Source organism: Brevibacillus reuszeri (assembly GCF_001187725.1).
Lineage (GTDB): Bacteria > Bacillota > Bacilli > Brevibacillales > Brevibacillaceae > Brevibacillus > Brevibacillus reuszeri.
On record NZ_LGIQ01000008.1, the window covers coordinates 15,380 to 42,269 of the forward strand.

A 26,890-nucleotide genomic window follows, 5' to 3' on the forward strand; every position below is an offset into this window, starting at 1 on the left:
GGAGGAACTGCCCATGACCAAGCTCTTATCTATCATCATGTGCATTGTGTTCTCTTTGGGCATCATCGTCTCAAGTCTTTCCAATATTAATAGCTCAGTGGTCAGAGACGGGGGATTAAGAGATCGTGCGGTCAGCTGGATAGATCAAGCGATCCCATGAGTATTCATTGCTGAATCGGAAATCCAATTACAAATAGTAGACAGAGGAGAGTGTCGTGTATGTCAAAAATGTTCTTCATCTTTTTAGCATGCGTTATGGTTTTAGGGATTGGAGTGAGCTCCTACGGTAACGAATTAAGTCCGGCAGCGAATGATTCTGCAGAAAGCATTAATCGCTCGATTACTTCTCTTAATTACGACACCAGAAACGAAAATATTAACTTCCGGATGCAAAATGGCACATCCTACACGTCAAACTGATGCTTCACCATCACGTGTTTTTAATTGTTTTAATCATGGTAGGGAGCTTGGTATCGATTTTTTGGGCTTCCGAGCCAGAGGAAAATTTGCGCCAGACACAACAGGAGAGGGTGTATAGAGCGGCGACTGTCATCTTTCATTAATAAGTTACGGGCGCTCTCGGGTAAATGGTAAAAGCTAAGGTGTTTCTTATATGTTTGTCGGTGTTGATCATTGTTACGTCTGCACTTGGAGCGTACCACATGTATGCGATGGAGCGAGCTATTGCTCGAGGTATATATGCAGATATCCTCGACGACATGCAGGATATTGGCTATCTGGAGCCTTCTTTGGCCGATTACTACCTTGAAAAAATGGGGGATCTGGGCTGGGACGTAAGTGTGGATGTATTTGCAGGGAGCTGGCCGCGAGTAGAGAATGAGCGCGCTCGAAAGGAAAGGCAGGAATCTGTGACGCTTGCATTGACGGTCACTCCTTCGAGAGTCGCACAATGGATGCATCGATTTGCGGAAGGTGAGGTTTCGTTTTCTTTTGCAGGAAGCCGCCCCTCTGAATATTTTGATCCGAGGTGGTAGAGGGTGAATAAAATGATTACCATCTTGGTACTGCTAGCATTGGTACTGCCTTTGACAGTAAATCTTCTGATTGCCGGACCTGATAATTTATTGTCTGCATGCACGCGATTTTTCGGTGAGTTGCTCAATAGTGTGACTCGCTTTGGTACAAGCTGATGGGACAGCTCATTGCAGTTATTCTCAATGTTATGGTGCTTTTGGTCGTGCCGTTAGGTATTTTGCAAGCCCATACGGTGATTCAGGCAAGAAATGAGCTTCTGGAGGTCAGTGCTGCTGCTGCCAAATATGTCAGCAATCACGGCGGTATGAATGAAGCTCTTATCCAGCAGGAGGTACGGGCATATATATCCCGTGAGCTGACAGAAAAACGCATGTCTCTCTCCGAGCCGGAGCTCGCTGTCACTGTCACTCGCATTCGCGCAGCTGATCCGATTCTTTGGAGCCATGAGGATGAGTTTGTGCTGCAAATGTCGATTCCCTTTCCGCAGTTTACGATGCTGATTCCAATGCCTGCAAAAACATTGCAAGTCATCCGGCAAGGGACGATTAATGTGATGGATTACGACTTATCATAATCGCTCCAGTTAGGAGGCTAACGATACGGGAATCAATGTCTTATCCATATCGGTCATCCTGTTCTTTTTGCTCGTTGGGGCGTTTGTGGTGGATGCTGATATTGCCATGCAAAAGAAAGCTGAGGTAAAGATGCTGCTAGAGCTGGCGAACCATCATGCTAGCTTTGCTGTCGATCCTATTCTGAAAACAGAAGGGGTAATTGACCTGATCGAAGCCGATGCCATGCAACGCTTTGACAGGCGTATGAAAGAAAATGGCGGTTATGTGCGTGAGCAGGAGACGTTCATGCCAGCAGCTAATAGTGTGACAACAGATCCAATCTCCTTTACCCGCTACTACGTAGATTTTCGCTCGTGGGAGCGCGATCTGCAATTACGCTATCAATACAACGGAGAAAAGTTTGTCATAGAGCAAGCAACACCGGGGGGACTGCGTCCAAAAGGGGGGCGTTTGCAGATCACGGTAGTAACCGAGCAGGGCGAAGAGCTGCGTCTCGCACCCAAAACAATGGTTGGTCCATCCCATGTAGTCGTTGCCTATGTAGACGAGCGCCCTTTTCTTCCAATGCTTCCCGCCCACTCTTTTCCTGTCGTTTCTGTTGAAGAAGTGAAAGATTAGTCAGACTTATTTACAAATTATGAATTTGTCTGTTACTATGTAAGAAAGTGCTTACCCAGCCTGCGATTGTGAGGAAGTCGCTCTCCGAACGTCCCGCATGGCCGGTCTTTTAAGCATAGTAAAAGTGGGGTTTTAGATTTGTTTGATAAAGAGACCATTTATATTGTTGGCGATGCTCAATCTTCCTCCAACAATCCGATTACGCAGCAATTCAGTGCGTTTTTTATCGGGTTGGTTGTCGATACTTCCAACGACAAAATTGTAGAGGCTGCTTGCTCTGCGACTGTCCAGCTGACGTCAGATTTTGCCCGATCGATCTTTATTGGTCACTCCATCTACGCGTCTGATGCGATAGGGGAAGAGATTCGCTTACGGTATTTTGGGTCTTCGCAAAAAACATTGATTGCAGCGTTTAAGGATGCACAAAAGAAGTACAAACAGGCCATAACCGCGAGAAGTAAAGCAGAAATCACAAAATAACCAACTCCATAGGCTGCTTTATTTATCCGTATGCACGGCATACACGTAAGTAAAACCCAGCAAGTGCCCGCTATAACGAGCATTTGCTGGGTTTTTTGGATTAACCGGATTTTGTATGTAAAGGAGGAGAGTCCTTGCTATCTTTTGTCTTCCGCAGATTTATCTCCATGATCGTTACGTTGTGGCTCATCATTACACTCACGTTTTTCCTGATGCACGCAGTACCGGGTTCTCCTTTTGAAAGAGAAGGGAAAGCACTCAATGCCTCTGTAGAGCAAAACCTCAATGCATATTTCAACCTGGATAAGCCCTTGATGGTCCAGTACGGACTCTATCTGCAAAAGCTGGTGCAGTTTGACTTGGGTCCATCCACTGCCAACAGCGCGGACACTGTGAACAAGATGATTGCCCGCGGATTCCCCGTATCGTTTCAGCTTGGTGTCATAGCCGTCCTGTTTGCCATCTTCTCTGGTATTGGACTCGGCGTCGTTGCGGCACTGAGGCATAACCGTCTGATTGACTACGTAGCCATGGTTATCGCCGTAATCGGTATCTCTATACCTAGCTTTGTGATTGCTCCCTTGCTTATCAAATACTTGGCAGTGGAATGGAAGCTGCTGCCGACCGCGACCTGGGGTACCTGGCAGCACGTCATTATGCCGGCTCTGGCATTGGGATTTGGTCCAATCGCCATTATTGCTCGCCTGACGCGCACCAACATGCTGGAGGTATTGACTCAGGAGTATATCGAGACCGCTCGCGCGAAAGGGCTTTCACCAGCGACGATTATTTTGAAGCACGCCTTGCGCAATGCGATTTTGCCTGTAGTCACGCTGCTTGGCGCTTTGATCGCCAACGTTTTGACTGGTAGCTTTGTGATCGAGAAAATCTTTGCGATTCCCGGAATGGGCAAGTATTTCGTAGCTGGCATTATTAACCGCGACTACTCCGTGATTATGGGAACGACCGTTTTCTATAGTGCCCTCTTGATTTTCATGATGTTTGTCGTCGATGTGTTATACGGCATCATCGATCCGCGAATCAAGCTACACCGAAAGGAGAGCGAAGGATGATCGTTTCTGACGACTTGTTTATCCCAATGCGCAAAGACAACCTTAATTCGGAAGCGATTGTGCGACCTCAACTTACGTTTTGGCAGGAAGCCTGGCTCCGTTTGCGAGGAAACAAGCTGGCCCTGATGGGATTGGTCATTATTATCGTGCTGGGTGTCATGTCGACGATTGGACCCATGATATCCGGTCATGAATACTCCAAACAGTCGATTATCTCCAAAAATCAGGCACCTACTGAAAAAAACTGGTTTGGTACCGACGAATTTGGTCGAGATGTCTTTACCCGTGTCTGGTACGGGGCACGTATTTCGTTGTTTGTCGGCTTTATGGCAGCGCTGATCGACTTTTTCATCGGTGTTCTGTATGGCGGTATTGCCGGCTATGTGGGCGGGCGAGTCGATAACATCATGATGCGCTTCGTCGACATTCTGTACGGACTTCCTTATTTGCTCGTCGTCATTTTGCTCATGGTTGTTATGGGGCCAGGGCTGGGAACGATTATCGTCGCCTTGAGTGCTACCGGCTGGATTGGGATGGCTCGTACCGTGCGCGGTCAAGTCTTGCAAATGAAAAGCTCCGAATACGTGCTGGCTGCTAAAACGATGGGAGCAAAGCCGTTCTACATCATTCGCAAGCATCTGCTTCCAAACACAATCGGTATCATCATCGTGTACGTGACCTTGTCCGTACCGTCCGCGATCTTCTCGGAGGCGTTTCTGAGCTTCCTCGGTCTGGGCGTCCAAGCGCCTATGGCCAGCTGGGGTGTAATGGCGAATGATGGACTACCGACCATTTTATCTGGTCATTGGTGGAGACTCTTTTTCCCGGCCTTCTTCATTTCCTTGACGATGCTAGCGTTTAACGTGCTCGGTGATGGCTTGCGCGATGCATTCGATCCGAAGGCAAGGAGGTAAGCGACATGAATCAAACAGAAAAATTGCTGGAAGTAAGCGGACTGCGTGTCGTCTTTAAAACACATGGCGGTGAAGTAAATGCGGTTCGAGATGTGAGCTTTAGCTTGAACAAAGGCGAGACGCTGGCGATAGTTGGTGAGTCCGGCTGTGGTAAAAGCGTTACTGCTCGCAGCGTGATGCGTTTGATTCCGGAGCATATCGGAAAAATTGCCGGTGGCAGCATCATGTTCAAGGGACAGGACCTTGCGAAGCTGCCCGAAAAGGAAATGCGTGAGCTGCGCGGCAGAGAAATCTCCATGATCTTTCAGGATGCAATGACCTCGCTCAATCCGACGCTCTCGATTGGTGAACAGATTATGGAAGGAATTATCCGCCATCAAAAGGTCGCCAAAAGTGAAGCGCGCAGGCAGGCTATCGAAATTCTGCACTTGGTTGGGATCGCCAATCCGGAGAGCCGTCTCAAGCAATATTTGCATCAATTTAGCGGCGGGATGCGCCAGCGTATTATGATTGCGATCGCGCTCGTCTGTAAACCATCCATCCTGATTGCGGATGAACCAACGACTGCTCTGGATGTAACGATTCAGGCGCAAATTATTGACCTGTTTAAAAGCATTCAGCAAAAGACAGGCGTTTCGATCATCATCATTACGCATGATTTGGGTGTCGTTGCCAAGATTGCCGATCGGGTAAACGTCATGTACGCCGGGAAGGTAGTAGAGTCTGGTCCGGTACGCGACATTTTCTACAATCCGCAGCATCCATATACAAAGGGCTTGCTTGCTTCCATGCCGCGACTCGATGCTGATCGCGAAATCCCGCTCAGCCCGATTCCCGGGACTCCTCCCGATCTGTTTGCTCCGCCAATCGGTTGCGCCTTTGCTGCTCGTTGTGATTACGCGCTGGAGGTATGTCGCAATTACCAGCCTGCGGAATCACATCTGCACAGCAAGCACTCTGTCTCTTGTTGGCTACAAGATCCAAGGGCCAAAAAGATGCTGGCTGCGATGCAGGCACCGACAGGCACGTAGCTCGGTGTCTTTCAGGAAAAATCTCTGACTGACTCATGGTTTAGCTGCTTTTTGATCGAGTAAAAGAGGTTGTCGTCCAACGGCGCTATCCTTTTACGATATAAATAAAAAGTATAAGGGGGAAGAAACAGTGAAAAAATTATCAACCGTCCTGCTCTCTGCTTCACTTGCTGTTTCCATGCTTGTAGCTGGCTGTTCATCGGGCCAACCGGCAGCGAATAATGAGTCGGCACCACCAGCAGCCAATAATCAGCCGAATACTACGGCACCAGGGGATCAAGCAGCGAAGCTCCTGCTCCTGAACAACATCAAGGAGCCTACTTCTCTCGATCCGCCGATTGGTTTTGATGAACCGTCCTACAACATCCTGAACAACCTGATGGAAGGCTTGACTCGTCTGGATGAGAATCAAAAGATTCAACCAGCAGCAGCTAGTGAATGGAAAGTATCCGAGGATGGCAAAACATATACCTTCACCCTGCGCGACAGCAAATGGAGCAATGGTGATCCTGTAACTGCTCATGACTTTGAATACGCATGGAAGCGTATGCTCGATCCAGCTCTGGCATCTCCAGCATCCTTCCTCGCCTATATCATTGAAGGTGCAGAAGCCTACAACAGCGGCAAAGGTAAAGTAGAAGATGTAAAAGTAAAAGCGTTGGACGACAAAACGCTGGAAGTAGTACTGGCGCAGCCTGCGTCCTGGACACTCCTCTTGGCATCCAACCCGGCTTTCTTCCCTGTAAATAAAGCGACAGGCGAAAAAGATCCGAAGTGGGCTGCTGAAGCCGCTACATTCGTCGGTAATGGACCATTCAAGCTGACTGAATGGACGCATGACAGCGAATTGAAAATGATGAAAAACGAGAACTACTGGGATGCGGCAAACGTAACACTGGCCGGTGCCGTTTGGAAAATGATCGATGACGAGAATACCGAGTATCAAATGTTTACAAACGAAGAGCTGCACAGAACAACAACTGTTCCAGCGGATATGGCTGACCAGCTGTTCAAAGAAGGCAAGGTTTACGTAAAAGATGGAGCAGGTACAGAATTCTACCGCTTCAATGTAACCAAGGAGCCATTTGACAACGCCAATATCCGTAAAGCGTTCAGCATGGCGATCGACCGTCAAACCTTGGTTGACCTCGTTCTGATGCGCCAGCAAAAGCCAGGAACAGCCTTCGTATCCTTTGGCTTGCCAGATGCAAACGGTTCGGGCGACTTCCGTCAAGTAGGCGGCGAGTTGGTGAAGTTCGATGCAGCAGAAGCGAAAAAGCTGCTGGAGCAAGGTATGAAAGAAAAAGGCTACACACAACTTCCTGAGGTTACGCTCACGTACCGCAGCGGAACAGCTAACGAGAAAACAGCGCAAGCGGCACAAGAAATGTGGAAGCAAACTCTCGGCGTAGATGTGAAGCTGCAAAAAGTAGAAGGAAAAGTACTGACCGATATGCAAAAGCAATTGCAGTACCAAATTGCACGTTCTTCCTGGTTGCCTGACTTCGGAGATGCGATCAACTTCCTCGACATTTTCCAATCGAAGAGTGGTAGCAACCGTACGGGCTGGAAAAACGCGGAATACGACAAGCTGATCGAAGGGGCTTACAAAGAGCCAGATGATGCAAAACGTATGCAAATGCTGCATGACGCAGAGAAAGTTTTGGTGAACGATGCTCCAATCGCACCACTGTACTTCTATAACACGTCTCTTCTCTCCAGCGACAAGGTGAGTGGAATTGTCAGCTCTTCCCTCAGCTACACGGACTTGAGAAAAGCCGTTGTGAAGTAATAACAGCTTTGCGGGAGAAGTCATTTCAGGCGGATGGAATGACTCTCCCCCCTTTTTTGCTGATTGTTTTAATAGTGCTATAATTTAGTATGTCATTACAGAAAAATAGAGATAGAAAGAATGCTAGAGAAGATGGAGGAAAACATGATTATTCAAGCCATCGAGGTAAAACGGATATCTGTTCCGTTGAAAAAACCTTTTAAAACTGCATTGCGTACGGTGCACAGTCTGGAGTCTGTTTTGGTCAAAATCACATGTGACAATGGCATGGTAGGCTGGGGCGAGGCTTCTGCTACCGTCGTCATTACAGGTGATAGCATCGAAAGCATCGAATCTGCCATCCTCAATACGATGAAGCCACAACTCATCGGCCTGAATCTGATTGCCTATGAGCAAGTATTCCAAACCTTACATCAGTCTATGGTGGGCAATACAAGCGCAAAAGCTGCTGTAGACATTGCTCTCTATGACCTCATTTCGCAGCGTGCCGGAATGCCTTTGTACCAATTCCTCGGAGGTTATCGCGACAAGCTGGAAACCGATTATACGGTAAGCGTGAACTCCCCGAAGGAAATGGGTGAGGACGCAGCGGCGTACTTGAAAGAGGGCTTTCATGTTCTGAAGATCAAGGTCGGTAAAGACAATATTGAGGACGATATTTTGCGCATCCAGGAAATTCGTAAGTCTGTGGGCAATCAGGTGAAGATTCGTCTTGATGCCAACCAGGGATGGAATGTAAAAGAAGCGGTTCAGTCCATTCGCAAAATGGAGGACATGGGTCTTGGCATCGAGCTGATTGAACAGCCTGTAAAAGCGCATGATCTGGAGGGCTTGAAGCGGGTAACGGATTCAGTCGATACGCCGATCATGGCTGACGAGAGTGTATTTTCGCCGGCTCAGGCGTTGCAGGTTCTCCAAAACCGGGCGGCTGACATGATTAACATCAAGCTGATGAAAGCAGGCGGCATTTTCAAAGCTCAATTGATCAACCAAATGGCTGAAGAGCACGGTATTCCATGCATGGTTGGCAGCATGATCGAATCACGCCTGGCAGTATCGGCAGCGGCACATTTTGCGGCTAGTAAGAAAAACATCACTCGCTTTGACTTCGATGCGCCATTGATGCTTCTGCACGACGGAATCGACGGCGGCGTAACCTACGAGGGACGCTTGATGAAGATGCAGAAGGAGCCAGGTCTTGGCTTGCGCTCTGTTAGCTTATGGGAGGGAGGAAAATAAATATGAAAACAGCGATCGTTTCTGTCTCGGTAGCGACTGTTTGGACCAAACCGGAATCTCCGCGTGACATCGACCAGTTAGCTCTGGGTACACCAGTATATGCTCGCAGCTGGCTTGCTTCACTCACGATTGATGAAAAGCTTGGATTCTACGACAACAATGCGATTCAGACACAGGCGCTGTACGGAACACGAGTAGAGGTGGGCGAGGAGCAGGGCGAGTGGTCCCATGTGCTGATTCCTGACCAGACCTGCAACAAAAATGAAAAAGGCTATCCAGGCTGGATTCCATCTCATCAGCTCTCTCCGTGGACCCCTGCCTTTGACGTAAGCGAGGGTCAAAAGCAGGCGCTGGTGACTGCGGCATTTACTCATTTACACAATACCGACAAAGAGCCAGGAATGGAGCTTGCCTTTTTGACCAGACTGCCTCTAATAGAAGAAACAGAGGGCTGGGTAACAGTAGCGACACCAGACGGCACAGCGCTCCTGCGAAAAGAAGACGTACGGATCGTAAATGCCAATGAGCCAGTGGAGCTGACCGGAAATCGCGGAGAAATGATTGTAGAAACGGGTAAACGATTCCTTAACCTGCACTACCTATGGGGTGGCATGTCCTCCTATGGATATGACTGCTCAGGCTTTGCCTACAACATGCACCGTTCCGTAGGGATTCAAATCCCGCGCGATGCCTCTGATCAGGCGAGAGCGGGTCAATTGGTAGAAAAAGAAGATTTGCTCCCTGGCGATCTGCTCTTTTTCGCTTACGAAGAAGGAAAAGGAAGAGTCCATCACGTGGGCATCTATATGGGAAATGGGGAAATGATTCATTCGCCAGACTCCCGTAGTGCCATCGAAATCGTCAAGCTGGATGGCTACAAGCTGGAAAAGGAACATTCTGTCTCCAGACGATACTGGTAAATGGATAATGGGGGAGGAATGGCCAGATGGAAAGAAAGAAGCTGGTCCAGGTCAAGAACCTGACAAAAACCTTTACGTTGGAAAAAGGACTCTCACTGAAAGCGGCGGACGGTATCTCCTTCGAAATATATGAGGGAGAGACGTTTGGACTGGTAGGGGAATCTGGCTGCGGGAAATCAACGACCGGCCGTACGATTATCGGCCTGTATCAGCCGACTTCGGGCGAGGTATTGTTTGATGGGCAAAATGTTCATAAAGCCTCAAGCGGGGAACGTGCAAAAATTACCCGCAACATGCAGATGATTTTCCAAGACCCGTACGCGTCCTTGAATCCGCGCATGAATATTTCCGAGATTATTTCCGAAGGCTTGAATCTAAATGGTCTATACAAGGGCAAAGAGCGGATGCAACGCGTAATCGAGCTGCTGGAAATGGTTGGCCTGCAAAAAGAACATGCAAACCGTTTTCCCCACGAATTCAGTGGGGGGCAACGACAACGTATTGGCATCGCGCGGGCACTTGCCGTCAATCCGCGCTTCATTATCGCAGATGAGCCGATTTCTGCCCTGGATGTATCTGTTCAGGCACAAGTCGTCAATCTGATGAAAACTTTGCAGCGCGAGCAAAGCCTCACGTATTTGTTTATCGCGCATGATTTGGCAATGGTAAAGCATATCAGTGATCGCATCGGTGTGATGTATCTGGGCAATATGGTGGAAATGACAGAAAGTGAAAAGCTCTACGAATCCCCCAAGCATCCATATACGCAGGCACTTTTATCTGCAATTCCTGTCCCGGACCCGGATCTGGAGAAAAGTCGCGAGCGTACCATTATCGAAGGGGATGTGCCAAGCCCAATCAATCCGCCGAGCGGCTGTGTGTTCCGCACGCGCTGCCCTGTAGCAAAAGAGGTTTGTGCGAGCCGAAAGCCTGCTTGGCAGGAAGTTGACACGGGTCATTTTGTCGCCTGTCATTTGTATGAGTGAGGATGGCGAGTGGGAAATTGCAACAGAAAATTCGACAAAGTTCAGATACCATCCCTGCCTTCTGGGGATGGTTTTTTTGACGTGGAAGGAGCCCTATATTAAGGAAGGGTTACCAGCAAAATCAGGTAGGAGAACTGTTAATATTCTGTAAACTGGCAGGAATCAAACAAGTTTTGTCGAAATACGGTTACAGTAAACCATTTCGTTATTCGCCTACCTTCATCGTGAGTCTTCCATTCCAGGAAAAGTGAGGGTTGCATATGACTTTGAGTACCTCCTCATTCCATTCTACTCCCCGACGTTGGCGGGAAGTCGAAGCTCAGTTAGGAATCACCGTGCCACGATCACTGCGATCAGACACGTCTGCCTTGCTGTTTTTGGAAAGTGTCGCTGCAACACCCATGTTGGACAAAGAAGAAGAGCTAGCGTGTCTGGTCCGCTATCAACAGGATGGCGATCTGGATGCTCGCGAAACTCTTGTGCGAGCCTATCTGCGCTATGTCGTCAGTACGGCTCTGAGACATCTGAAAAGAGGTATGCCTTTCCTGGATTTGATTCAGGAGGGCACGATTGGTTTGTTTACCGCGATTGACAAGTTCGACGTGGGCCGTGGTGTTCGTCTCTATCATTACTCGCATTGGTGGATATCCCAGGCGATTACGCGAGCGATCAACGACAAAGGGACCTTGATTCGGATCCCTGTTCACATGCACGAACAGATTCGTCAGTATCAAAAACAAGTACTGCATCTCGTACAAGCGTTGAATCGTACCCCCGATCGCCATGAAATTGCCGGTTTGCTAGACATTCCATTAGAAAAGGTCGATGCGATTGAGCTCGCCTTGATGATGAAAATGGAGTCCATCGACGCAGAACCGGATGACGATTCATGGATGGCCGGGCATGAAGATGAGTGCCTCAGCTATGCGGAGATCATGGATGATGGCTTGTCATCCCTCGATGACTGGATCGAAAAGGTCGATTTACGCTCACAGATGCGCGCCGCACTGGAACGCTTGAGTCCACGCGCGCAAGAGATCATTTCCATGCGTTATGGTTTGTATGATGATCAGGTTTACACGTTGGAGGAAGTAGGCAAGATGTTTGGTCTTACCCGTGAGCGTATTCGGCAGATCGAGGCAACCACGATTGATCGGCTGCGCACACAAAAGGCTTCCCGAGTTTTAAAAGAATATTTAACGTAAACGATGAAGTTGTGACCCCCTCTCATTTGGCAGAGGGGGTTTTTTTGCGCAGGTTTGCGCATGGAAAAGTAGAAGTGTTTGGGAAGCATGGGGGCAGAAGCGTAGCCACCATTTCTTGTGGTACACTGTTACAAGCAGGTTCAGATTTTTTTATGCCAAAAGGAGGATCGCCAGATGAGCGATTATTTAATAAGAGCAACAGGCTTTAACGGACATGTGCGCGCGTTTGCGGCACGTACGACAGATATTGTAGAGGAAATCCGTCGTCGCCACGACATGTGGAATACAGCAACTGCGGCAGCAGGTCGTACGCTAACCGTGTCGTTAATGATGGGAGCCATGCTAAAAGGAAACGAAAGCATCAATGTCAAAGTAAAAGGGGGAGGCCCAATCGGCCAGATCGTGGCAGAAGTGAATGCACATGGCGAAGGGGTCGCCTATGTTACCGAGCCACACACTCATTTTGAGCTCAATGACAAAGGCAAGCTGGATGTGGCACGTGCGGTGGGAACAGAAGGGTTCGTCTACGTGACCAAGGATCTTGGGTTGAAGGAGCCGTACCAAGGAAGCTCCCCGATCGTTTCTGGAGAAATCGGAGAGGACTTCACGTATTATTTCGTCATGTCCGAGCAGACTCCATCAGCGGTCGGTGTAGGTGTGCTTGTGAACCCAGAGGACCGGTCGGTACTCGCTGCAGGTGGCTTTATTCTTCAGCTGATGCCTTTCACGCCAGATGAAGTGGTGGCACAGATTGAGGAGCGCCTGAGCCAATTGCCGCAAGTGTCACGCATGATTGGTGAAGGACTGACACCAGAGGAAATTTTGGCGAGAGTGTTAGACGAGCCGAAATACCTCAGCCGCACCGAGATCAAATTCCACTGTAAATGCTCGGAGGAAAAAGTGACCCAAGCACTCATCAGCCTGGGACGCGAGGAAATGCAAAGCATGATCGATGAGCAAGGTGAGGCAGAAGTACACTGCCATTTCTGTAATGAACGCTATTATTATGACGAAGCTGCGCTCACAGACATCTTGAACGAAATGTAAACATCGTAAGCGACATGTAAGCGTGGTTTGAGGGCGAGGAGAGGGTGGCATGACCAACGTCAAAGGGTTGTGGGCATTCATTGGAGCACTCGTATTGCTGTTGCTTGCCGTGACATGGGGCTATTACCAGTCGTCCGGCAAGCTCCAGTCTGCCGCTGTAGTAGGAGACAAGACGATTAGTGAAGCGGAGTATGTCGCTGCACTCAAACAGAAGTTCGGCAAGCAGGTGCTGGATGACATGATCAATCGCGAGGTCGTTTTCCAGGAAGCAAAGCGTTTAGGGATCACTGTGGATCAAAAGCAACTGGATAAAGAAGTGGCACAAATTAAAGAGAGCTACGGAAGCCAAACGGACAGCGAGTTTCAGGAAGCGCTGAAACGGCAAGCGGGAACGAGTCTGGAAGCGCTGAAGCAGGAAATTACATACCAGATGTTGCTGCAAGCGCTTGCAACCAAGGACATAACGGTTAAAGACGATGAATTGCTAACGATCTACAACAACAACCCACTACGATACTCCAAGCCCATGCAGCTGCATTTGTATCAAATTGTAGTTGCATCTCAAAAGGAAGCGGGACAAGTATCGGCAGAGCTCACACAGGGAGCCAATTTTCAAACACTCGCCAAGGAACGCTCCATCGATAACCTGACAGCTGCGAATGGAGGCGACATGGGGTGGATTTCGATGAACGGATCTCGCCTGCCGGATGAGGCAAAAACGGTGCTTGCTGAAATGGAAACGAATAAAAATAGCACAGTAGTAAAAGTCGGCGATCAATACGCCATCTATCGCATTGAAGAAAAAAGGGATGAAGAAAAACGTTCCTTTGAGGAAGTCAAAGAGGAATTGCGGCGAGAGGTAGCTTATGCGCAGGTGGAGTCGCTCGATACCGTTCTTGAGCAGTTGCGAAAGTCAGTAGGTGTTCAGATTTCTGGGCAAATGCCTCATTGACCAAATGGGCAACCGTTGATATAATTAAAACTATAAATCCTAGCGTTTTACTCGGCTATTAAAAATGAGGGGGCAGGACATATGCGCGTGGCGAATTCCATTACTGATTTGATTGGATACACACCATTAGTGAAGCTGAATCGTGTTGTCACCGAAGATATTGCAGATATTTATTTAAAGCTGGAGTTTTTCAACCCAGGTAGCAGTGTAAAAGACCGTATCGCACTCGCCATGATTGAGGCGGCAGAAGCAGATGGAAGTCTAAAACCCGGTGATACAATTATTGAACCTACGAGCGGAAATACCGGGATTGGTCTTGCTATGGTAGCGGCTGCAAAAGGCTACAAGTCCATTTTGGTCATGCCAGAAACGATGAGTATTGAGCGTCGCAATTTATTGCGTGCATATGGTGCGCAGCTCGTTCTGACACCAGGAGCTGAGGGAATGGGTGGAGCGATCCGCAAAGCGGAAGAGCTGGCGAAAGAAGACAGCACCTATTTCATTCCACAACAATTCAATAACCTCGCCAATCCTGCGATTCACCGTGAAACGACTGCGCGAGAGCTGCTGGAGCAAGCACAGGAAATCGGCGGTGTAGATGCGTTTATCTCCGGGATCGGAACCGGTGGAACCATCACTGGTGTCGGTCAAGTGCTGCGCGAGCATTATCCGAATGTACACATTGTTGCAGTAGAGCCTGCGGCTTCCCCTGTACTATCTGGAGGAAAACCAGGGCCGCATAAAATTCAAGGGATCGGAGCAGGCTTTGTACCGCAAATTCTGGATACCGGTATCTACGATGAAATTATCAAGGTAGAGAACGAGGATGCTTTCGAAACAGCGCGCCGTGTTGCTCGTACAGAAGGCATCTTGGGCGGAATCTCCTCTGGAGCTGCCATTCATGCTGCACTGCAAGTCGCGGCAAAGCTAGGGAAGGGTAAAAAGGTCATCGCGATCATCCCATCCAATGGCGAGCGCTATCTGTCCACTCCACTTTATCAATTCGAAGACTAAGAGGAAAAATTTACGCGACCACGGTGTGTCTTTTTATGCACCGTGGTCTTTTCATTACATATAGACCGCCTATATAATGAACGGATAATACTACTGTAAAAGACCGGAGCGTGAAGTGGAGTGCCATTCCCTAGTTATACAGATTGCCAGAACTACGCCAATACCTTTTCGTTAATCCCGCTAGCTGTTCGTGGTAAATGGGCATCCCATATAGATCCATGGCAAGTGCTAAAAGCCTTGCAGCCATCTTTGCAAGATGCCGTCCTTTTGGAGAGCGGACGAGCTGGCAGGTATACGTTTTTGGCATATCAGCCGATTGCTACCATGCGTAGCGGGCAGGGAGAGGCGGTTGTCACATACACGGACGGTCAGGTGGAGAGTCTTTTGGATGAAAACCCGTTGGATGCCTTGCGGAGTTTGCTTGCGCGCTACAAGACGCCGGTCATTCCAGAGTTGCCTGATTTTTCTGGAGGCGCCATCGGGTACATGAGCTATGACATGAACCGCTTTTTTGAACCGACACTTCCACAGATCGCGACAGACGACTTACAGTTGCCAGACCTGTATGTTATGATGATGCAAGACCTTCTAGTCTTTGATCATGAGGCACGAGAAATCATCTGTCTGACCCATTTGCCAGCTGAAACATTGAGTGAAGAGGTCTATCAGCAAATGACCGAGCTTATCGAAAAACGCTTGGCTATGGTAACCTCGTTAGCGATGGACACGGATCACACCGATTGGGAAGCTCTGCGGAAAAGACCGTTGTCGCATGAGACTCCTGTGGAGGTATCATTTGCCCAGGATCAGTTCGAAGCAGCCGTGAGCCGTGTGCAAGAGTACATCTCCCAAGGGGACGTTTTCCAGGTGAATCTGTCTGTGCGGCAGAGCAAGCCTTTAGAGGTATCACCTCCAGAAGTGTACGAGGTCCTGCGCAAGCTGAATCCATCGCCGTATATGGGCTATGTGAGCTTTCCCGAGTTTCAGCTTGTCAGCGCTTCACCAGAGCTATTGGTAAAGGTGAAGAATGGCGAGGTGCATACGCGTCCGATTGCCGGTACGAGGCCACGCGGACAAACAGATGCCCAGGACGAGGCTTTGGCACGTGAGCTGATCGATAATGAAAAGGAACGCGCCGAACACGTCATGCTGGTGGATTTGGAACGCAATGACTTGGGGCGAGTTTGCCGCTTTGGCAGCGTGGGAGTGAGCGAATTCATGGTTGTGGAGAAATATTCCCACGTCATGCACATCGTCTCTCATGTCAAAGGAGAGCTTGCCGATGACAAGGATGCGTTTGATGCCGTAGCAGCAGCCTTTCCAGGTGGAACCATTACAGGGGCGCCCAAAGTTCGCACGATGGAGATCATCGAAGAGCTGGAGCCAGTCAAGCGAGGCGTGTACACGGGATCGATCGGCTGGTTTGGCTTTAATGGCGAGGTCGAGGTCAACATTGCGATCCGAACGATGGTGGTAAAGGATGGCGTTGCTCATGTTCAGGCAGGGGCAGGTATTGTGATTGACTCAGTGCCAGAGGCAGAGTATCGTGAGTCATTGAAAAAGGCAGAAGCGTTATGGAAAGCACTTGAGCTTTGCGAGCAGAGAATGAGTAAGAAGAGCCTAGAGGAGATGAGTTAGATGATTTTGATGATTGATAATTACGATTCGTTTACTTACAACCTGGTGCAATACGTGGGTGAGCTGGGAGAAGAGCTGCAGGTACACCGCAATGACAAAATCACGCTTGAGGAGATTGAGCGGCTGGCACCGGACTATTTGATGATCTCGCCAGGACCATGCACACCGAACGAGGCAGGAATCAGCATGGATGCGATTCGTCATTTTGCCGGAAAAATTCCGATCATGGGCGTTTGCCTGGGACATCAGTCCATAGGTCAAGTGTTCGGTGGCAAAGTCATTCGTGCGGAGCGCTTGATGCATGGAAAAACCTCGGAAGTCCTGCATGATGGAAAAACAATTTTCCAAGACATTCCGTCTCCGTTTACCGCAGCCCGTTATCACTCCCTGATTGTGGAGGAAGCATCGATGCCGAGTGTATTGGAAGTAACGGCACGAACAGCCGAAGGAGAAATCATGGCCGTTCGTCACCGCGAATACCCGATTGAAGGTGTTCAGTTCCATCCGGAATCGATTATCACGCAGCATGGCAAGCAGCTGCTGAAAAATTTCCTCAGTACCTATGCGCGCCATACAACAAGTTAACGAAGAGATGAATGAATACCGCCTGATCATCGGGCGGTATTTTTGTGTGAAAAACGTCACGACGCTTTTCGTAAAAGTGGATGTGATGATGTGATGTTTTGTTTACACACTCTTTATATAGGATTCATCCAGCCTAGATATAACGCTCGTACAATTAGAAGAAAGTAACAGAAAAAAGGAGCGATATGGAATGGATGTAAATCGTCGGCAATTTTTAACCTATTTAGGTGCAGGTACAGCAGCATTGGCTTCGGTAGCTACAGGGATTCCTGCACTCGCAGCGGGTAGCGCTATCTCGGGAAAAACAGCTGATCACCTGTTTGGACTGGATTCAAAAAAACATCCATTTAATCCAAAGTTCAAAGAAATTCATCCGACAACCAAAGATGACCTAGTCCTTCCAGAAGGCTTTACATACGACGTCGTTGCTTCTTATGGCGATAAAATTAATGCAGCTGGCGATACGTTCGGCTTTAACAACGATTTCACCTGTTTTCTACCCATCGACGGGAAACCAGATCATGGACTCTTGTGGGTAAATCACGAATATTTGGGTGAGTTAGAATATTACGTCACTGGCTATGATACATTGACTGCCGATCCAGACGATAACAAACGTACATCCGCGCAAATCGAGAAGTATTTGTACGCATTGGGCGGCTCTGTTATCGAAGTGAAAAAGGAAAATGGCAGCTGGAAGCTCGTGGGCGATTCCAAATACGGTCGCCGTGTCAGTGGCTTGACTAAGCATGTCCTGACTGGACCAGCAGCGTCTGTTGCCAAAGAAGCAATCGGTACCTTTGCGAACTGCTCTGGTGGGGTTACGTTCTGGAATACAGTGCTCTCCTGTGAAGAGAACTATATGGATGTTGTCAGTGATTGCAAGCTGCAAGATGTAAATCAATACGGCTGGGTAATCGAGGTAGATCCATTCGATCCGAAATCCACTCCGAAAAAGCATACAGCACTTGGACGCTTTTCTCATGAAAATACAGCAATGGTACTCGCTCCATCCGGCCAGCTAGTCGTATATATGGGCGACGACGCCAAAGACCAGTACGTGTACAAATACGTGTCCAAAGGCAAATTTGATCCGAAGGCTGGAAAAAACAACTCCAAGCTTCTGGAAGAGGGTACGCTGTTTGTTGCCAACTTTGGTAAAGGAAAATGGGTAGCCCTGGATTATGCAACGAATGATGCCCTGAAAAAGGCGGTAAACGGCGAAGGAAAGCCATTGTTCGCTTCCCAGGCTGATGTTTTGGTAAACTGCCGGGATGCAGCAAAAGCTGTGGGAGCGACGCCAATGGATCGCCCTGAAGACCTGGAAGTGCATCCAATTGATGGCTCGATCTTTATCGCTCTGACGAACAATGACAAGCACGGCAATTTCTACGGGCAAATCGTTCGTCTGTTTGAAACTGATAACAACCACGCTGGACTCGAGTTTACGTTTGAAATTTTTGCGGCGGGTGGTCCGCAAAGCGGCTTTGCAGCTCCTGACAATATGGCGTTTGATAGTGCGGGCAATCTGTGGGTTGTGACAGATATCTCTTCTTCCTCCATCAACACAGGTATTTTCAAGCCATTTGGCAATAATGGTGTATTCTTTATCCCAACCTCGGGAAATAGTAAAGGAATCGCTTCCCAATTCGCTTCTGGCCCAGTTGGCTCGGAAATGACGGGTCCATGGTTTACACCTGATGAAAAAACGTTGTTCCTGTCTGTTCAGCATCCAGGTGAAAACCTCAAGTCGCATGACAAGCCTACCAGCCATTGGCCAAAAGGCGGCAGCTCTGTAGCGATGCCGAGTGTGGTCGCCATCACCGGTTTCTAGGACAAGGGGTGTAGCAAACGATGTTATCCAGTATTGGAATTCCTGGTCTGATCCTGATCCTGATTATTGCTTTGGTGATTTTCGGGCCAAGCAAGCTTCCTGAGATTGGTCGCGCCTTTGGGCGTACACTGACAGAATTCAAATCAGCAACCAAAGACTTGACCAAGGAAGACGACGATGACAGGGGCAAGTCCAAAAAGGAAGCGGTCGTTGATCTTTCCGTAAGTAGCAGCGAGGACGCGTTGAAGCGAGTCAACTAATCAGTTTGCGAAGGAAGGCGGTGCGCTTTGTTACGCATCGCTTTTCCTTTTCAAAATCAGCTTACCCGGGGGGAAATCATGTGAATCAAGAAATGCCCTTTCTGGAGCATTTGACGGATTTGCGTCGCAGGCTTTTGATTGTTTTGTCGGCACTTGTCGTTGGCATGGTGGTTTGCTTTTTATTTGTCGATCACATATATCAGGCGCTCGCCAATCATTCGGGAGAAAAACTGGCGATTCTCGGTCCAGGAGATATTTTGTCGATCTATATCAAATTGTCTGGAGTCGGTGCCTTGGCGTTGACGATTCCTGTAGCTGCCTATCAGGCGTGGCGCTTTGTTGTTCCGGCGCTGGAGGAGCGAGAGAGAAAGATCGCACTGATGTATATTCCGGCGCTGTTTTTCTTGTTTCTCTTTGGACTGTCATTTGCGTACTTTGTGCTGTTTCCGATGATGTATCAATTTGTCCTCGGCTTATCCAACGGAAATTTTGAGCTGGTCATTACCGCAAACGATTACTTTACCTTTATGCTAAATCTGTGTCTGCCTTTTGGGCTTTTGTTCGAGCTGCCTGTAATCGTTCTTTTTCTGAGTCATTTAGGCATTTTGAATCCGCATCGACTGGCGAAAATGCGAAAGCCGGCTTACCTGGTGCTGTCCATCATTTCCATTACAATCACGCCACCTGATTTTCTGTCAGATATCATGGTCATTGTACCGCTGATCATTTTGTATGAACTATCGATTTCGATCTCTCGATTCATACACGGAAAACGCACTCGGGAAACTGCGCTATCATCTGAAAATATGGTATGATGCTCTCGACAATATTATCGGGAGCGAGCATGCATGCACGTATATGTGAATGGAACGATTTGTCCAGCTGAAGAGGCATCGGTATCTGTATTAGACCATGGATTTTTATACGGAATCGGCTTATTTGAAACCTTGCGTGTGTACGACCGCAAACTGTTTTTGTGGGATGCCCATTATGCCCGGCTGAGCTCCGGGCTTTTGGCGTTGCAAATTCGTCCTGCCTGGTCAAAGGAAGAGCTGAAGCAGGCGATTTTGCGAACAGTAGATGCCAATGAATTACGTGATGCGTACGTGCGATTGAGTGTGACAGCTGGAGCAGAGGGAGTTGGACTAGTTGCGGATGGCTATGAGCGCCCAGCGTTATTTGTGTTTGCCAAACCAGTTGCTGCTCTGCAAGATCCGCCCCAGCCAAAAAAGCTGCTGACGCTGTCCTTGGCTCGTCAGACAGTAGAAGGACATCAGCGCTTCAAGTCGCATAATTACCTCAATAATGCTTTGGCAAGACAAGAGCTTGGAGCAAAGCCTGATGTAGAGGGCTTGTTTTTGACGCACGATGGCTATCTGGCTGAAGGCATAGTAAGCAATCTGTTCTGGATAAAGGATGGCAGCTTGTTTACGCCTGCTCTGGACACGGGCATATTGGATGGAGTAACTCGTCAGCACGTTCTGAAGCTAGCCGCTCAATTATCCATGCCGATCGTGGAGGGGCGCTTCGGGCGGGAAGTGCTGCTTCTGGCAGATGAAATCTTTGTCACGAATTCCGTACAAGAGATCGTTCCCGTGCAAGAAATTGATGGTCATTTGATCGCGTCTGTCTACGGTAAATTCACCCGTGAACTGCACCGCGCCTACCGTCATTCTATAGCGATGGAAGAGTAAATTATGGTATGCTACTAATCAACATGCTAAGACGGAAAAGGGAGTAAGGCTATGAAGTACAATCCATTCCGAATTCACGCGGCTAATCATGCAGAAATGGTATCGGAGCTGTCGAAAAGGGGCATTGCATCTCCTGAATGTGAGCGATTGGCCGCTAACTGGGGAGCAGGCTTGATGATTCATGTGGAAAACTTGATTCGATCAGATGCTCTTCTATTGCAGGAGGACATGCTGTCTGTAGGTGCTGAAGCTATCATTTCGGCTGATCCGGTAAAAGAAGAAACCGTGTATGTCCTTCTACTAGCCGGGCAAAAGCAGCTGGAGCAGATGCTCGAGCGTATGGGTGACAGGACGGCAGGTTTGCGTGCTGCAGCGGCAGAGGTACGGGAGATTTTAGCTAGACCTGCACAGCTGCGCAATCGTCGCGAACTGGTTTGTAGTCGTCACGTGCTGCCGATTGGCGAGCGAACGCTGGTCATGGGGATTTTGAATGTGACGCCGGACTCTTTTTCAGACGGTGGACGATTTGTTGATTTGAATCAGGCCTTGGCCCAGGCTCGTGCGATGGTCGAGGCAGGTGCTGACATCATTGACATTGGCGGAGAATCGACAAGACCGGGAGCGGAGCCGGTGGATGAAGCCGAAGAGCTTGATCGCGTGTTGCCGATTATCCGTTTGTTGTCCGCGGAGCTGGACGTTCCGCTTTCGATTGATACCTATAAAGCGGTGGTAGCTGATCGGGCGATAGCGGCAGGAGCACATATTATCAATGATGTATGGGGAGCCAAGCGTGATCCGCAGATGGCTGGGGTCGCTGCCCGTCATGGTGTCCCCATTATTTTGATGCACAATCGCACGAACACCGATTACACCGATTTCTTTGCAGATTATATAAAAGATCTGCGAGAGTCGGTGCAGATTGCTTTGGATGCAGGTGTCAAACAAGAGCAGATCATTCTCGATCCGGGAATCGGGTTTGTGAAGTCCGTGGATCAGAACTTGGAAACGATGCGACGTCTCGATGATCTGGTTGCTTTGGGTTATCCCGTCTTGCTGGCTACCTCCCGAAAAAGAATGATCGGACACGTGCTCGACCTTCCTGTTGATGAGCGAGTGGAAGGGACGGCTGCGACAGTCGCGCTCGGTGTGGCGAAAGGCTGTCACATGGTCCGGGTACACGATGTGAAGGAAATGAAGCGCGTTACCAAGATGATGGACGCAATGTTAAAGGGGGGCATTCCCGTTGGATAAAATCTTCTTCAGCGGTATGTCATTTTATGGTTTCCACGGGGTGTATGGAGCGGAAGCAGAGCTGGGACAACGTTTTATGGTCGATCTCGAGCTGTCCATCGATTTATCTCGCGCGGGGGCAAGTGACGATCTTACGGATACTGTGAATTACGCAGAGGTTTTTTCCTGTGTGCAAAAGGTAGTAGAGGGCGAACGCTATAACCTGGTGGAAAGGCTGACCACAGAAGTTGCTCGGCAGCTGCTTACGCAATTTCCTCTGACAGAAGCAAAAGTGAAGGTAACCAAACCGAATCCGCCTATCAAGGGTCACTATGAAGGTGTAGCGATCGAGATGATACGCAAAAGAGAGGATTTTGCTTTATGACGGTTTGTGCGTACATCGCCTTAGGTTCCAATCTGGGAGATCGTGCCGAGACTCTGAGACAGGCGCTGAGAAAGCTAAATGATCAACCAGGCATCCGCATTCTTCGGGCTTCTTCTGTTTATGAAACGGAGCCTTTTGGAAATGTGGAGCAGGATGCTTTTCTCAATATGGCAATTGCTATCGAAACCTCTCTGTCGCCAGATGAGCTGCTGAATACAGCTCTGGAAGTGGAACGGGAGCTTGGTCGTGTGCGCACCATTCGGTGGGGACCGCGTACGATTGATATTGATCTGTTATTGTACGGTCAGTCCCGCATATCAGAGGAGCATCTCGTAATCCCACATCCGGGCATCAGCCAGCGGGCGTTTGTGCTGGTACCATTGCGTGATATATGGGAGGGCGGAGCTCTGCCTGAGTACAACCATACGATTGAACACTATCTTTCTTTATTGGTAGAGGATCACAAGGGGGTACGTGAGTGGGGAACAGTCAATTGGGAAATCGAATTAGATCCTTCCGGAAGCTAAAAGGGTATACACAACAGTCTTTTTCGGAAAAGATGGGTGTGTCACTGTCTTTTGTTGGTTCACTTGAACGAGGTACCAGAACGCCTACCGAACCGGTTTTGCGCAAGATCGCCAGCACTTTACAGGTCGACTATGACGAATTATGTGCTATAAATAAATGATGACTTTTGGAAAGGTCTGTCCTCTCCAAGAACCCGATTGGAAAACGGGAAAAGGAGGTCAATATAGATGAAAATCGGAAATGTTGAGTTAAAAAATAACGTAGTACTTGCTCCGATGGCCGGAGTGTGTAATCCAGCCTTTCGTTTGATTGCCAAGGAATTTGGTACAGGACTGGTATGTGCGGAGATGGTTAGTGATAAGGCCATTATGCACGGAAACAAAAAGACGCTGGATATGCTTTTTGTCGATGAGCGCGAAAAACCGCTTAGTTTGCAGATTTTTGGTGGCGACAAGGAAACATTGGTCGGAGCGGCGAAATATGTAGACCAGAATACGAATGCGGACATCATCGATATTAATATGGGTTGTCCTGTTCCAAAAATTACGAGCTGCGATGCAGGTGCACGCCTGCTGCTGGATCCTGAAAAGATTTATGAAGTCGTTTCTGCGGTTGTTGATGCTGTCGATAAGCCGGTCACCGTGAAAATGAGACTGGGCTGGGACGAAGAACACTTGTATGTCCTCGATAATGCTTGCGCTGTAGAACGTGCAGGTGGGAAAGCGATTGCTGTTCACGGCCGAACTCGCGTGCAAATGTACAAGGGACATGCCGACTGGAGCTGGATTGGCAAAGTGAAAGAAGCAGTCTCCATTCCGGTAATCGGCAACGGTGATGTGGCTACCCCAGAAGATGCTCGGCGCATGCTGGATACAACCGGCTGCGATGGGGTTATGATTGGACGCGCAGCACTTGGTAACCCATGGATGCTGTATCGCACCATTCAGTATTTGACGACTGGTGAGCTGGTATCTGAGCCATCCGTACGCGAAAAGATGGAAATCTGTCTTTTACATGCAGAGCGTTTGATTGCATTGAAAGGTCCTCGAGTAGGTGTGCTTGAAATGCGCAAACACGCTGCCTGGTATTTAAAGGGCTTGCGGGGTGCTACCCAAACAAAGAATTTGGTAAATGCCGTCGAAACCGAAGATGAGCTTCGTCGTACGTTGTTAGACTATGTCGATTGGGTAGAAAACTACGCAGATGACAGTGAAGAACCCGTAGAAACCGCACAAAATGAGGCGGTTAGCTACTAGATTTGGATACTCATTCCAGACATTGACAAGGGTTCCTTCATATCCTATAATACTCCGTAATATTGGGAGTCAAGCTGCCAGTCCAACCTGGCAGCTTTACCTTTGAAAGCTCACAATGATTGTGTCTTGGCTGTATATTGTATAGAACAACTACATATAATCCTTTGTACTTTACCCAGTACAAATGGAATCATTTTTTTAAAACGGGGGAATTGAATCATGTCCGAAAAAGAAGTCATCCTTACACCAGAAGGTTTATCGAGACTTGAACAAGAGCTCGAAGATTTGAAAACGGTTAAACGCAAGGAAGTAGCGGCTCGAATTAAAGAAGCGATCAGCTTTGGTGATATTAGCGAGAACTCGGAGTACGAAGAAGCTAAAAATGAGCAAGCGTTCATTGAAGGCCGTATTTTGACTCTCGAGAAAATGCTCCGCAATGCTCGTATCATCACTAATGATGATGTGGATACCGGAGTTGTAAGTGTAGGCTCCAGAGTGCGTCTGAAGGATCTGGAGTTCGGAGATGTGGTAGATTACACGATTGTCGGTTCTGCAGAATCTGATCCGATGAACAACAAAATCTCCAATGAGTCTCCAGTAGGTCAAGCGCTTCTGGGTAAAGCAAAGGGCGCAGTTGTAGATGTAAACGTACCAGCTGGTACCATTCAGTATGAGATTCTTGACATTAACTTGTAAGTAGTAGCCCAGTGGCGTACCTTTTAGTAAAGGTACGCCGCATCGTTATTTAATCGCTTTGTACAATATTGTTAACGTAGGTATTTTTTAGAGGAGTGGATACAATGTCTAACGAGCAAGATTTGCAACAGGAAGAACAGCAACAGGAAGGGCTTCACGAGCTGCTTCAAGTGCGTCATGATAAAATGAACCAAATTCGCGAGTGGGGCTTCGATCCGTTCGGTAAAAAATTCGAGCAGACTCACCATGCTGCTGATATTGTGAAAGCATTTGGCGACAAGTCCAAAGAAGAGCTGGAAGCCGAAGAAAACGTGGTCACAATCGCTGGCCGCCTTATGGCTAAGCGTGCAATGGGGAAAGCGAGCTTTGCGCAACTATTGGACCGTTCTGGCCAAATTCAAATTTATGTACGCCAGGATACGATCGGTGAAGATGTTCACAAGGTTTTTGACCTGAGCGACATCGGCGATCTTCTCGGTGTTCAAGGTGTTGTATTCAAAACGAAAACAGGAGAGCTCAGCGTAAAGGCAAAAGAGCTGACTTACCTGACAAAATCTTTGCGTCCATTGCCAGAAAAATATCATGGCTTGAAAGATATCGAAACGCGCTACCGCAAGCGCTATGTTGATTTGATTGTAAACCCTGAAGTTCGTGACACGTTTATTACGCGCAGCCGTATTTTGACTTCGATGCGCCGCTATTTGGACAACCTCGGCTATTTAGAGGTTGAAACCCCAACGCTCCATGCAATTGCTGGTGGTGCTTCTGCTCGTCCATTTATTACGCATCACAATGCGTTGGACATGCAGTTGTATATGCGTATCGCGATTGAGCTGCATCTGAAGCGTCTGATTGTTGGTGGTCTGGAAAAGGTATATGAGATCGGCCGCGTTTATCGTAACGAAGGTATTTCTACAAGACACAATCCTGAGTTTACGATGATCGAGCTGTACGAGGCATACGCTGACTACCAAGACATCATGACACTGACAGAAGAATTGATTGCCCATATTGCACAAGACGTGCTGGGTACGATGAAAATTCAGTACCAAGGCAATGAAATCGATTTGACTCCAAAATGGCGTCGTGTTCATATGGTTGATTTGATCAGGGATGAAATTGGCGTTGATTTCTGGAAGGAAATGAGCGATGATGAGGCCCGCGCTCTGGCGAAAGAGCATGGGGTTTCCGTAGAGCCTCACCATACCTTTGGTCACGTGGTAAATGAGTTTTTTGAACAAAAGCTGGAGCATACACTGATTCAGCCTACGTTTGTATACGGTCACCCAGTGGCGATTTCTCCATTGGCGAAAAAGAACGATCAGGATCCTCGCTTTACAGATCGTTTCGAGCTGTTTATCGTTGCGCGTGAACATGCGAATGCCTTTACTGAGCTCAACGATCCAATCGATCAACGTGAGCGTTTTGAGGCACAGCTTTTGGAAAAAGAAGCAGGTAATGACGAAGCGCATGAAATGGATGATGATTTCATCGAAGCTTTGGAATACGGAATGCCGCCTACAGGGGGACTCGGTATCGGGATTGACCGTTTGGTAATGCTCTTGACCAACTCTCCTTCGATCCGCGATGTACTGTTGTTCCCGCATATGCGGGCTCGTGACTAAAAGAGAATCACTAAGTGGAAAAACCGTCTGAAATGAATTCAGGCGGTTTTTTTATTTTCACTTGCGCTAAAATGTTTTAGGTGATATAGTAAGTCCTGTTCTTCTTTTTACATACATCAATCACAACCGATTGAAAAATTAATACTTGCTTTTCTATCCGGTTATGTGATAGATTGATGAAGTCGCTGATAAACAAACTTCAAAAAAGTTGTTGACACGACTTGGACAACCTGATAAGATGAAATGGTTGTTGCGAAAATGCTCTTTGAAAACTGAACAGCGAAAGCGTTAATGAGTCTATCATTAAATGATTTGCC

The 26,890-nt window shown here is 48.3% G+C and carries 30 protein-coding genes; all 30 read left to right on the forward strand.

The window, feature by feature from the left end:
• Positions 1-13: 13 nt before the first annotated feature.
• The 30 genes from ADS79_RS35690 (at position 14) to lysS (ending at position 26,573) form a co-directional block, all read left to right on the forward strand.
• Entirely contained in the window at positions 14-160 is a 147-nt protein-coding gene (locus tag ADS79_RS35690) for a hypothetical protein (RefSeq protein ID WP_162839538.1), read from the forward strand.
• A gap of 463 nt (positions 161-623) precedes the next feature.
• A complete protein-coding gene (locus ADS79_RS14310) occupies positions 624-995 on the forward strand; it encodes a hypothetical protein (protein WP_236699988.1) in 372 nt (123 codons plus the stop codon).
• A 12-nt stretch (positions 996-1,007) separates the two neighbouring features.
• Positions 1,008-1,151 (forward strand): hypothetical protein, encoded by a 144-nt coding sequence (locus ADS79_RS35455; RefSeq protein ID WP_162490618.1) that lies wholly within the window; start codon positions 1,008-1,010, stop codon positions 1,149-1,151.
• Entirely contained in the window at positions 1,151-1,570 is a 420-nt protein-coding gene (locus ADS79_RS14315) for a hypothetical protein (RefSeq protein WP_049739117.1), read from the forward strand. Before ADS79_RS35455 ends, ADS79_RS14315 begins: the two co-directional genes overlap by 1 nt.
• A 55-nt stretch (positions 1,571-1,625) precedes the next feature.
• Complete coding sequence (locus ADS79_RS14320) at positions 1,626-2,189, forward strand: hypothetical protein (protein WP_049739118.1); 564 nt, start codon at positions 1,626-1,628, stop codon at positions 2,187-2,189.
• A 138-nt stretch (positions 2,190-2,327) separates the two neighbouring features.
• A complete protein-coding gene (locus ADS79_RS14325; protein ID WP_049739119.1) occupies positions 2,328-2,669 on the forward strand; it encodes a DUF3870 domain-containing protein in 342 nt (113 codons plus the stop codon).
• Between the two features lie 134 nt (positions 2,670-2,803).
• Entirely contained in the window at positions 2,804-3,742 is a 939-nt protein-coding gene (locus ADS79_RS14330; RefSeq protein WP_049739120.1) for an ABC transporter permease, read from the forward strand.
• 26 nt (positions 3,743-3,768) lie between these two features.
• A complete protein-coding gene (locus ADS79_RS14335; protein WP_409362441.1) occupies positions 3,769-4,656 on the forward strand; it encodes an ABC transporter permease in 888 nt (295 codons plus the stop codon).
• Positions 4,657-4,661: 5 nt separating this feature from the next.
• On the forward strand, positions 4,662-5,687 hold the full coding sequence (locus ADS79_RS14340; protein ID WP_049739122.1) for an ABC transporter ATP-binding protein: 1,026 nt from the start codon (positions 4,662-4,664) through the stop codon (positions 5,685-5,687).
• A 130-nt stretch (positions 5,688-5,817) separates the two neighbouring features.
• Positions 5,818-7,479, forward strand: coding sequence for a peptide ABC transporter substrate-binding protein (locus ADS79_RS14345; protein ID WP_049739123.1), 1,662 nt, complete (start codon positions 5,818-5,820; stop codon positions 7,477-7,479).
• 144 nt (positions 7,480-7,623) lie between these two features.
• Positions 7,624-8,718, forward strand: a complete 1,095-nt coding sequence (locus ADS79_RS14350) for a dipeptide epimerase (protein WP_049739140.1) — start codon at positions 7,624-7,626, stop codon at positions 8,716-8,718.
• Positions 8,719-8,720: 2 nt separating this feature from the next.
• Positions 8,721-9,638 carry a C40 family peptidase gene (locus ADS79_RS14355; RefSeq protein ID WP_049739124.1) on the forward strand — a complete coding sequence of 306 codons (918 nt, stop codon included), beginning with the start codon at positions 8,721-8,723 and terminating at the stop codon, positions 9,636-9,638.
• Positions 9,639-9,664: 26 nt separating this feature from the next.
• A complete protein-coding gene (locus tag ADS79_RS14360; protein ID WP_049739125.1) occupies positions 9,665-10,624 on the forward strand; it encodes an ABC transporter ATP-binding protein in 960 nt (319 codons plus the stop codon).
• A gap of 260 nt (positions 10,625-10,884) precedes the next feature.
• Positions 10,885-11,829, forward strand: a complete 945-nt coding sequence (locus ADS79_RS14365; protein ID WP_049739126.1) for a sigma-70 family RNA polymerase sigma factor — start codon at positions 10,885-10,887, stop codon at positions 11,827-11,829.
• A 174-nt stretch (positions 11,830-12,003) separates the two neighbouring features.
• Positions 12,004-12,876 carry an Hsp33 family molecular chaperone HslO gene (hslO, locus tag ADS79_RS14370; RefSeq protein WP_049739127.1) on the forward strand — a complete coding sequence of 291 codons (873 nt, stop codon included), beginning with the start codon at positions 12,004-12,006 and terminating at the stop codon, positions 12,874-12,876.
• Positions 12,877-12,925: 49 nt separating this feature from the next.
• Positions 12,926-13,828: a peptidyl-prolyl cis-trans isomerase gene (locus ADS79_RS14375; RefSeq protein ID WP_049739128.1), complete on the forward strand. Its 903-nt coding sequence runs from the start codon at positions 12,926-12,928 to the stop codon at positions 13,826-13,828.
• Positions 13,829-13,909: 81 nt separating this feature from the next.
• Complete coding sequence (gene cysK, locus ADS79_RS14380; protein WP_049739129.1) at positions 13,910-14,842, forward strand: cysteine synthase A; 933 nt, start codon at positions 13,910-13,912, stop codon at positions 14,840-14,842.
• Positions 14,843-14,962: 120 nt separating this feature from the next.
• Positions 14,963-16,480, forward strand: a complete 1,518-nt coding sequence (locus ADS79_RS14385; RefSeq protein ID WP_049739130.1) for an anthranilate synthase component I family protein — start codon at positions 14,963-14,965, stop codon at positions 16,478-16,480.
• Positions 16,481-17,065: an aminodeoxychorismate/anthranilate synthase component II gene (gene pabA / locus ADS79_RS14390; protein WP_049739131.1), complete on the forward strand. Its 585-nt coding sequence runs from the start codon at positions 16,481-16,483 to the stop codon at positions 17,063-17,065.
• Positions 17,066-17,255: 190 nt separating this feature from the next.
• On the forward strand, positions 17,256-18,899 hold the full coding sequence (locus ADS79_RS14395; RefSeq protein WP_049739132.1) for a PhoX family protein: 1,644 nt from the start codon (positions 17,256-17,258) through the stop codon (positions 18,897-18,899).
• 20 nt (positions 18,900-18,919) lie between these two features.
• Complete coding sequence (gene tatA / locus ADS79_RS14400; RefSeq protein WP_049739133.1) at positions 18,920-19,159, forward strand: twin-arginine translocase TatA/TatE family subunit; 240 nt, start codon at positions 18,920-18,922, stop codon at positions 19,157-19,159.
• An 80-nt stretch (positions 19,160-19,239) separates the two neighbouring features.
• A complete protein-coding gene (gene tatC / locus ADS79_RS14405; RefSeq protein ID WP_049739141.1) occupies positions 19,240-19,974 on the forward strand; it encodes a twin-arginine translocase subunit TatC in 735 nt (244 codons plus the stop codon).
• 33 nt (positions 19,975-20,007) lie between these two features.
• Positions 20,008-20,853: an aminodeoxychorismate lyase gene (gene pabC / locus ADS79_RS14410; RefSeq protein WP_049739134.1), complete on the forward strand. Its 846-nt coding sequence runs from the start codon at positions 20,008-20,010 to the stop codon at positions 20,851-20,853.
• A gap of 51 nt (positions 20,854-20,904) precedes the next feature.
• Positions 20,905-22,104 (forward strand): dihydropteroate synthase, encoded by a 1,200-nt coding sequence (gene folP / locus ADS79_RS14415; RefSeq protein ID WP_141261180.1) that lies wholly within the window; start codon positions 20,905-20,907, stop codon positions 22,102-22,104.
• Positions 22,097-22,468, forward strand: coding sequence for a dihydroneopterin aldolase (gene folB, locus ADS79_RS14420; protein ID WP_049739135.1), 372 nt, complete (start codon positions 22,097-22,099; stop codon positions 22,466-22,468). Before folP ends, folB begins: the two co-directional genes overlap by 8 nt.
• Entirely contained in the window at positions 22,465-22,995 is a 531-nt protein-coding gene (folK, locus tag ADS79_RS14425; protein WP_049739136.1) for a 2-amino-4-hydroxy-6-hydroxymethyldihydropteridine diphosphokinase, read from the forward strand. The genes folB and folK overlap by 4 nt, the downstream gene beginning before the upstream one ends.
• Entirely contained in the window at positions 22,947-23,156 is a 210-nt protein-coding gene (locus tag ADS79_RS34375; protein WP_084765873.1) for a helix-turn-helix domain-containing protein, read from the forward strand. The genes folK and ADS79_RS34375 overlap by 49 nt, the downstream gene beginning before the upstream one ends.
• Positions 23,157-23,223: 67 nt before the next feature.
• Complete coding sequence (gene dusB, locus ADS79_RS14430) at positions 23,224-24,252, forward strand: tRNA dihydrouridine synthase DusB (protein ID WP_049739137.1); 1,029 nt, start codon at positions 23,224-23,226, stop codon at positions 24,250-24,252.
• 219 nt (positions 24,253-24,471) lie between these two features.
• Positions 24,472-24,948: a transcription elongation factor GreA gene (gene greA / locus ADS79_RS14435; RefSeq protein ID WP_049739138.1), complete on the forward strand. Its 477-nt coding sequence runs from the start codon at positions 24,472-24,474 to the stop codon at positions 24,946-24,948.
• 104 nt (positions 24,949-25,052) lie between these two features.
• A complete protein-coding gene (lysS, locus tag ADS79_RS14440; protein WP_049739139.1) occupies positions 25,053-26,573 on the forward strand; it encodes a lysine--tRNA ligase in 1,521 nt (506 codons plus the stop codon).
• Positions 26,574-26,890: the final 317 nt, after the last annotated feature.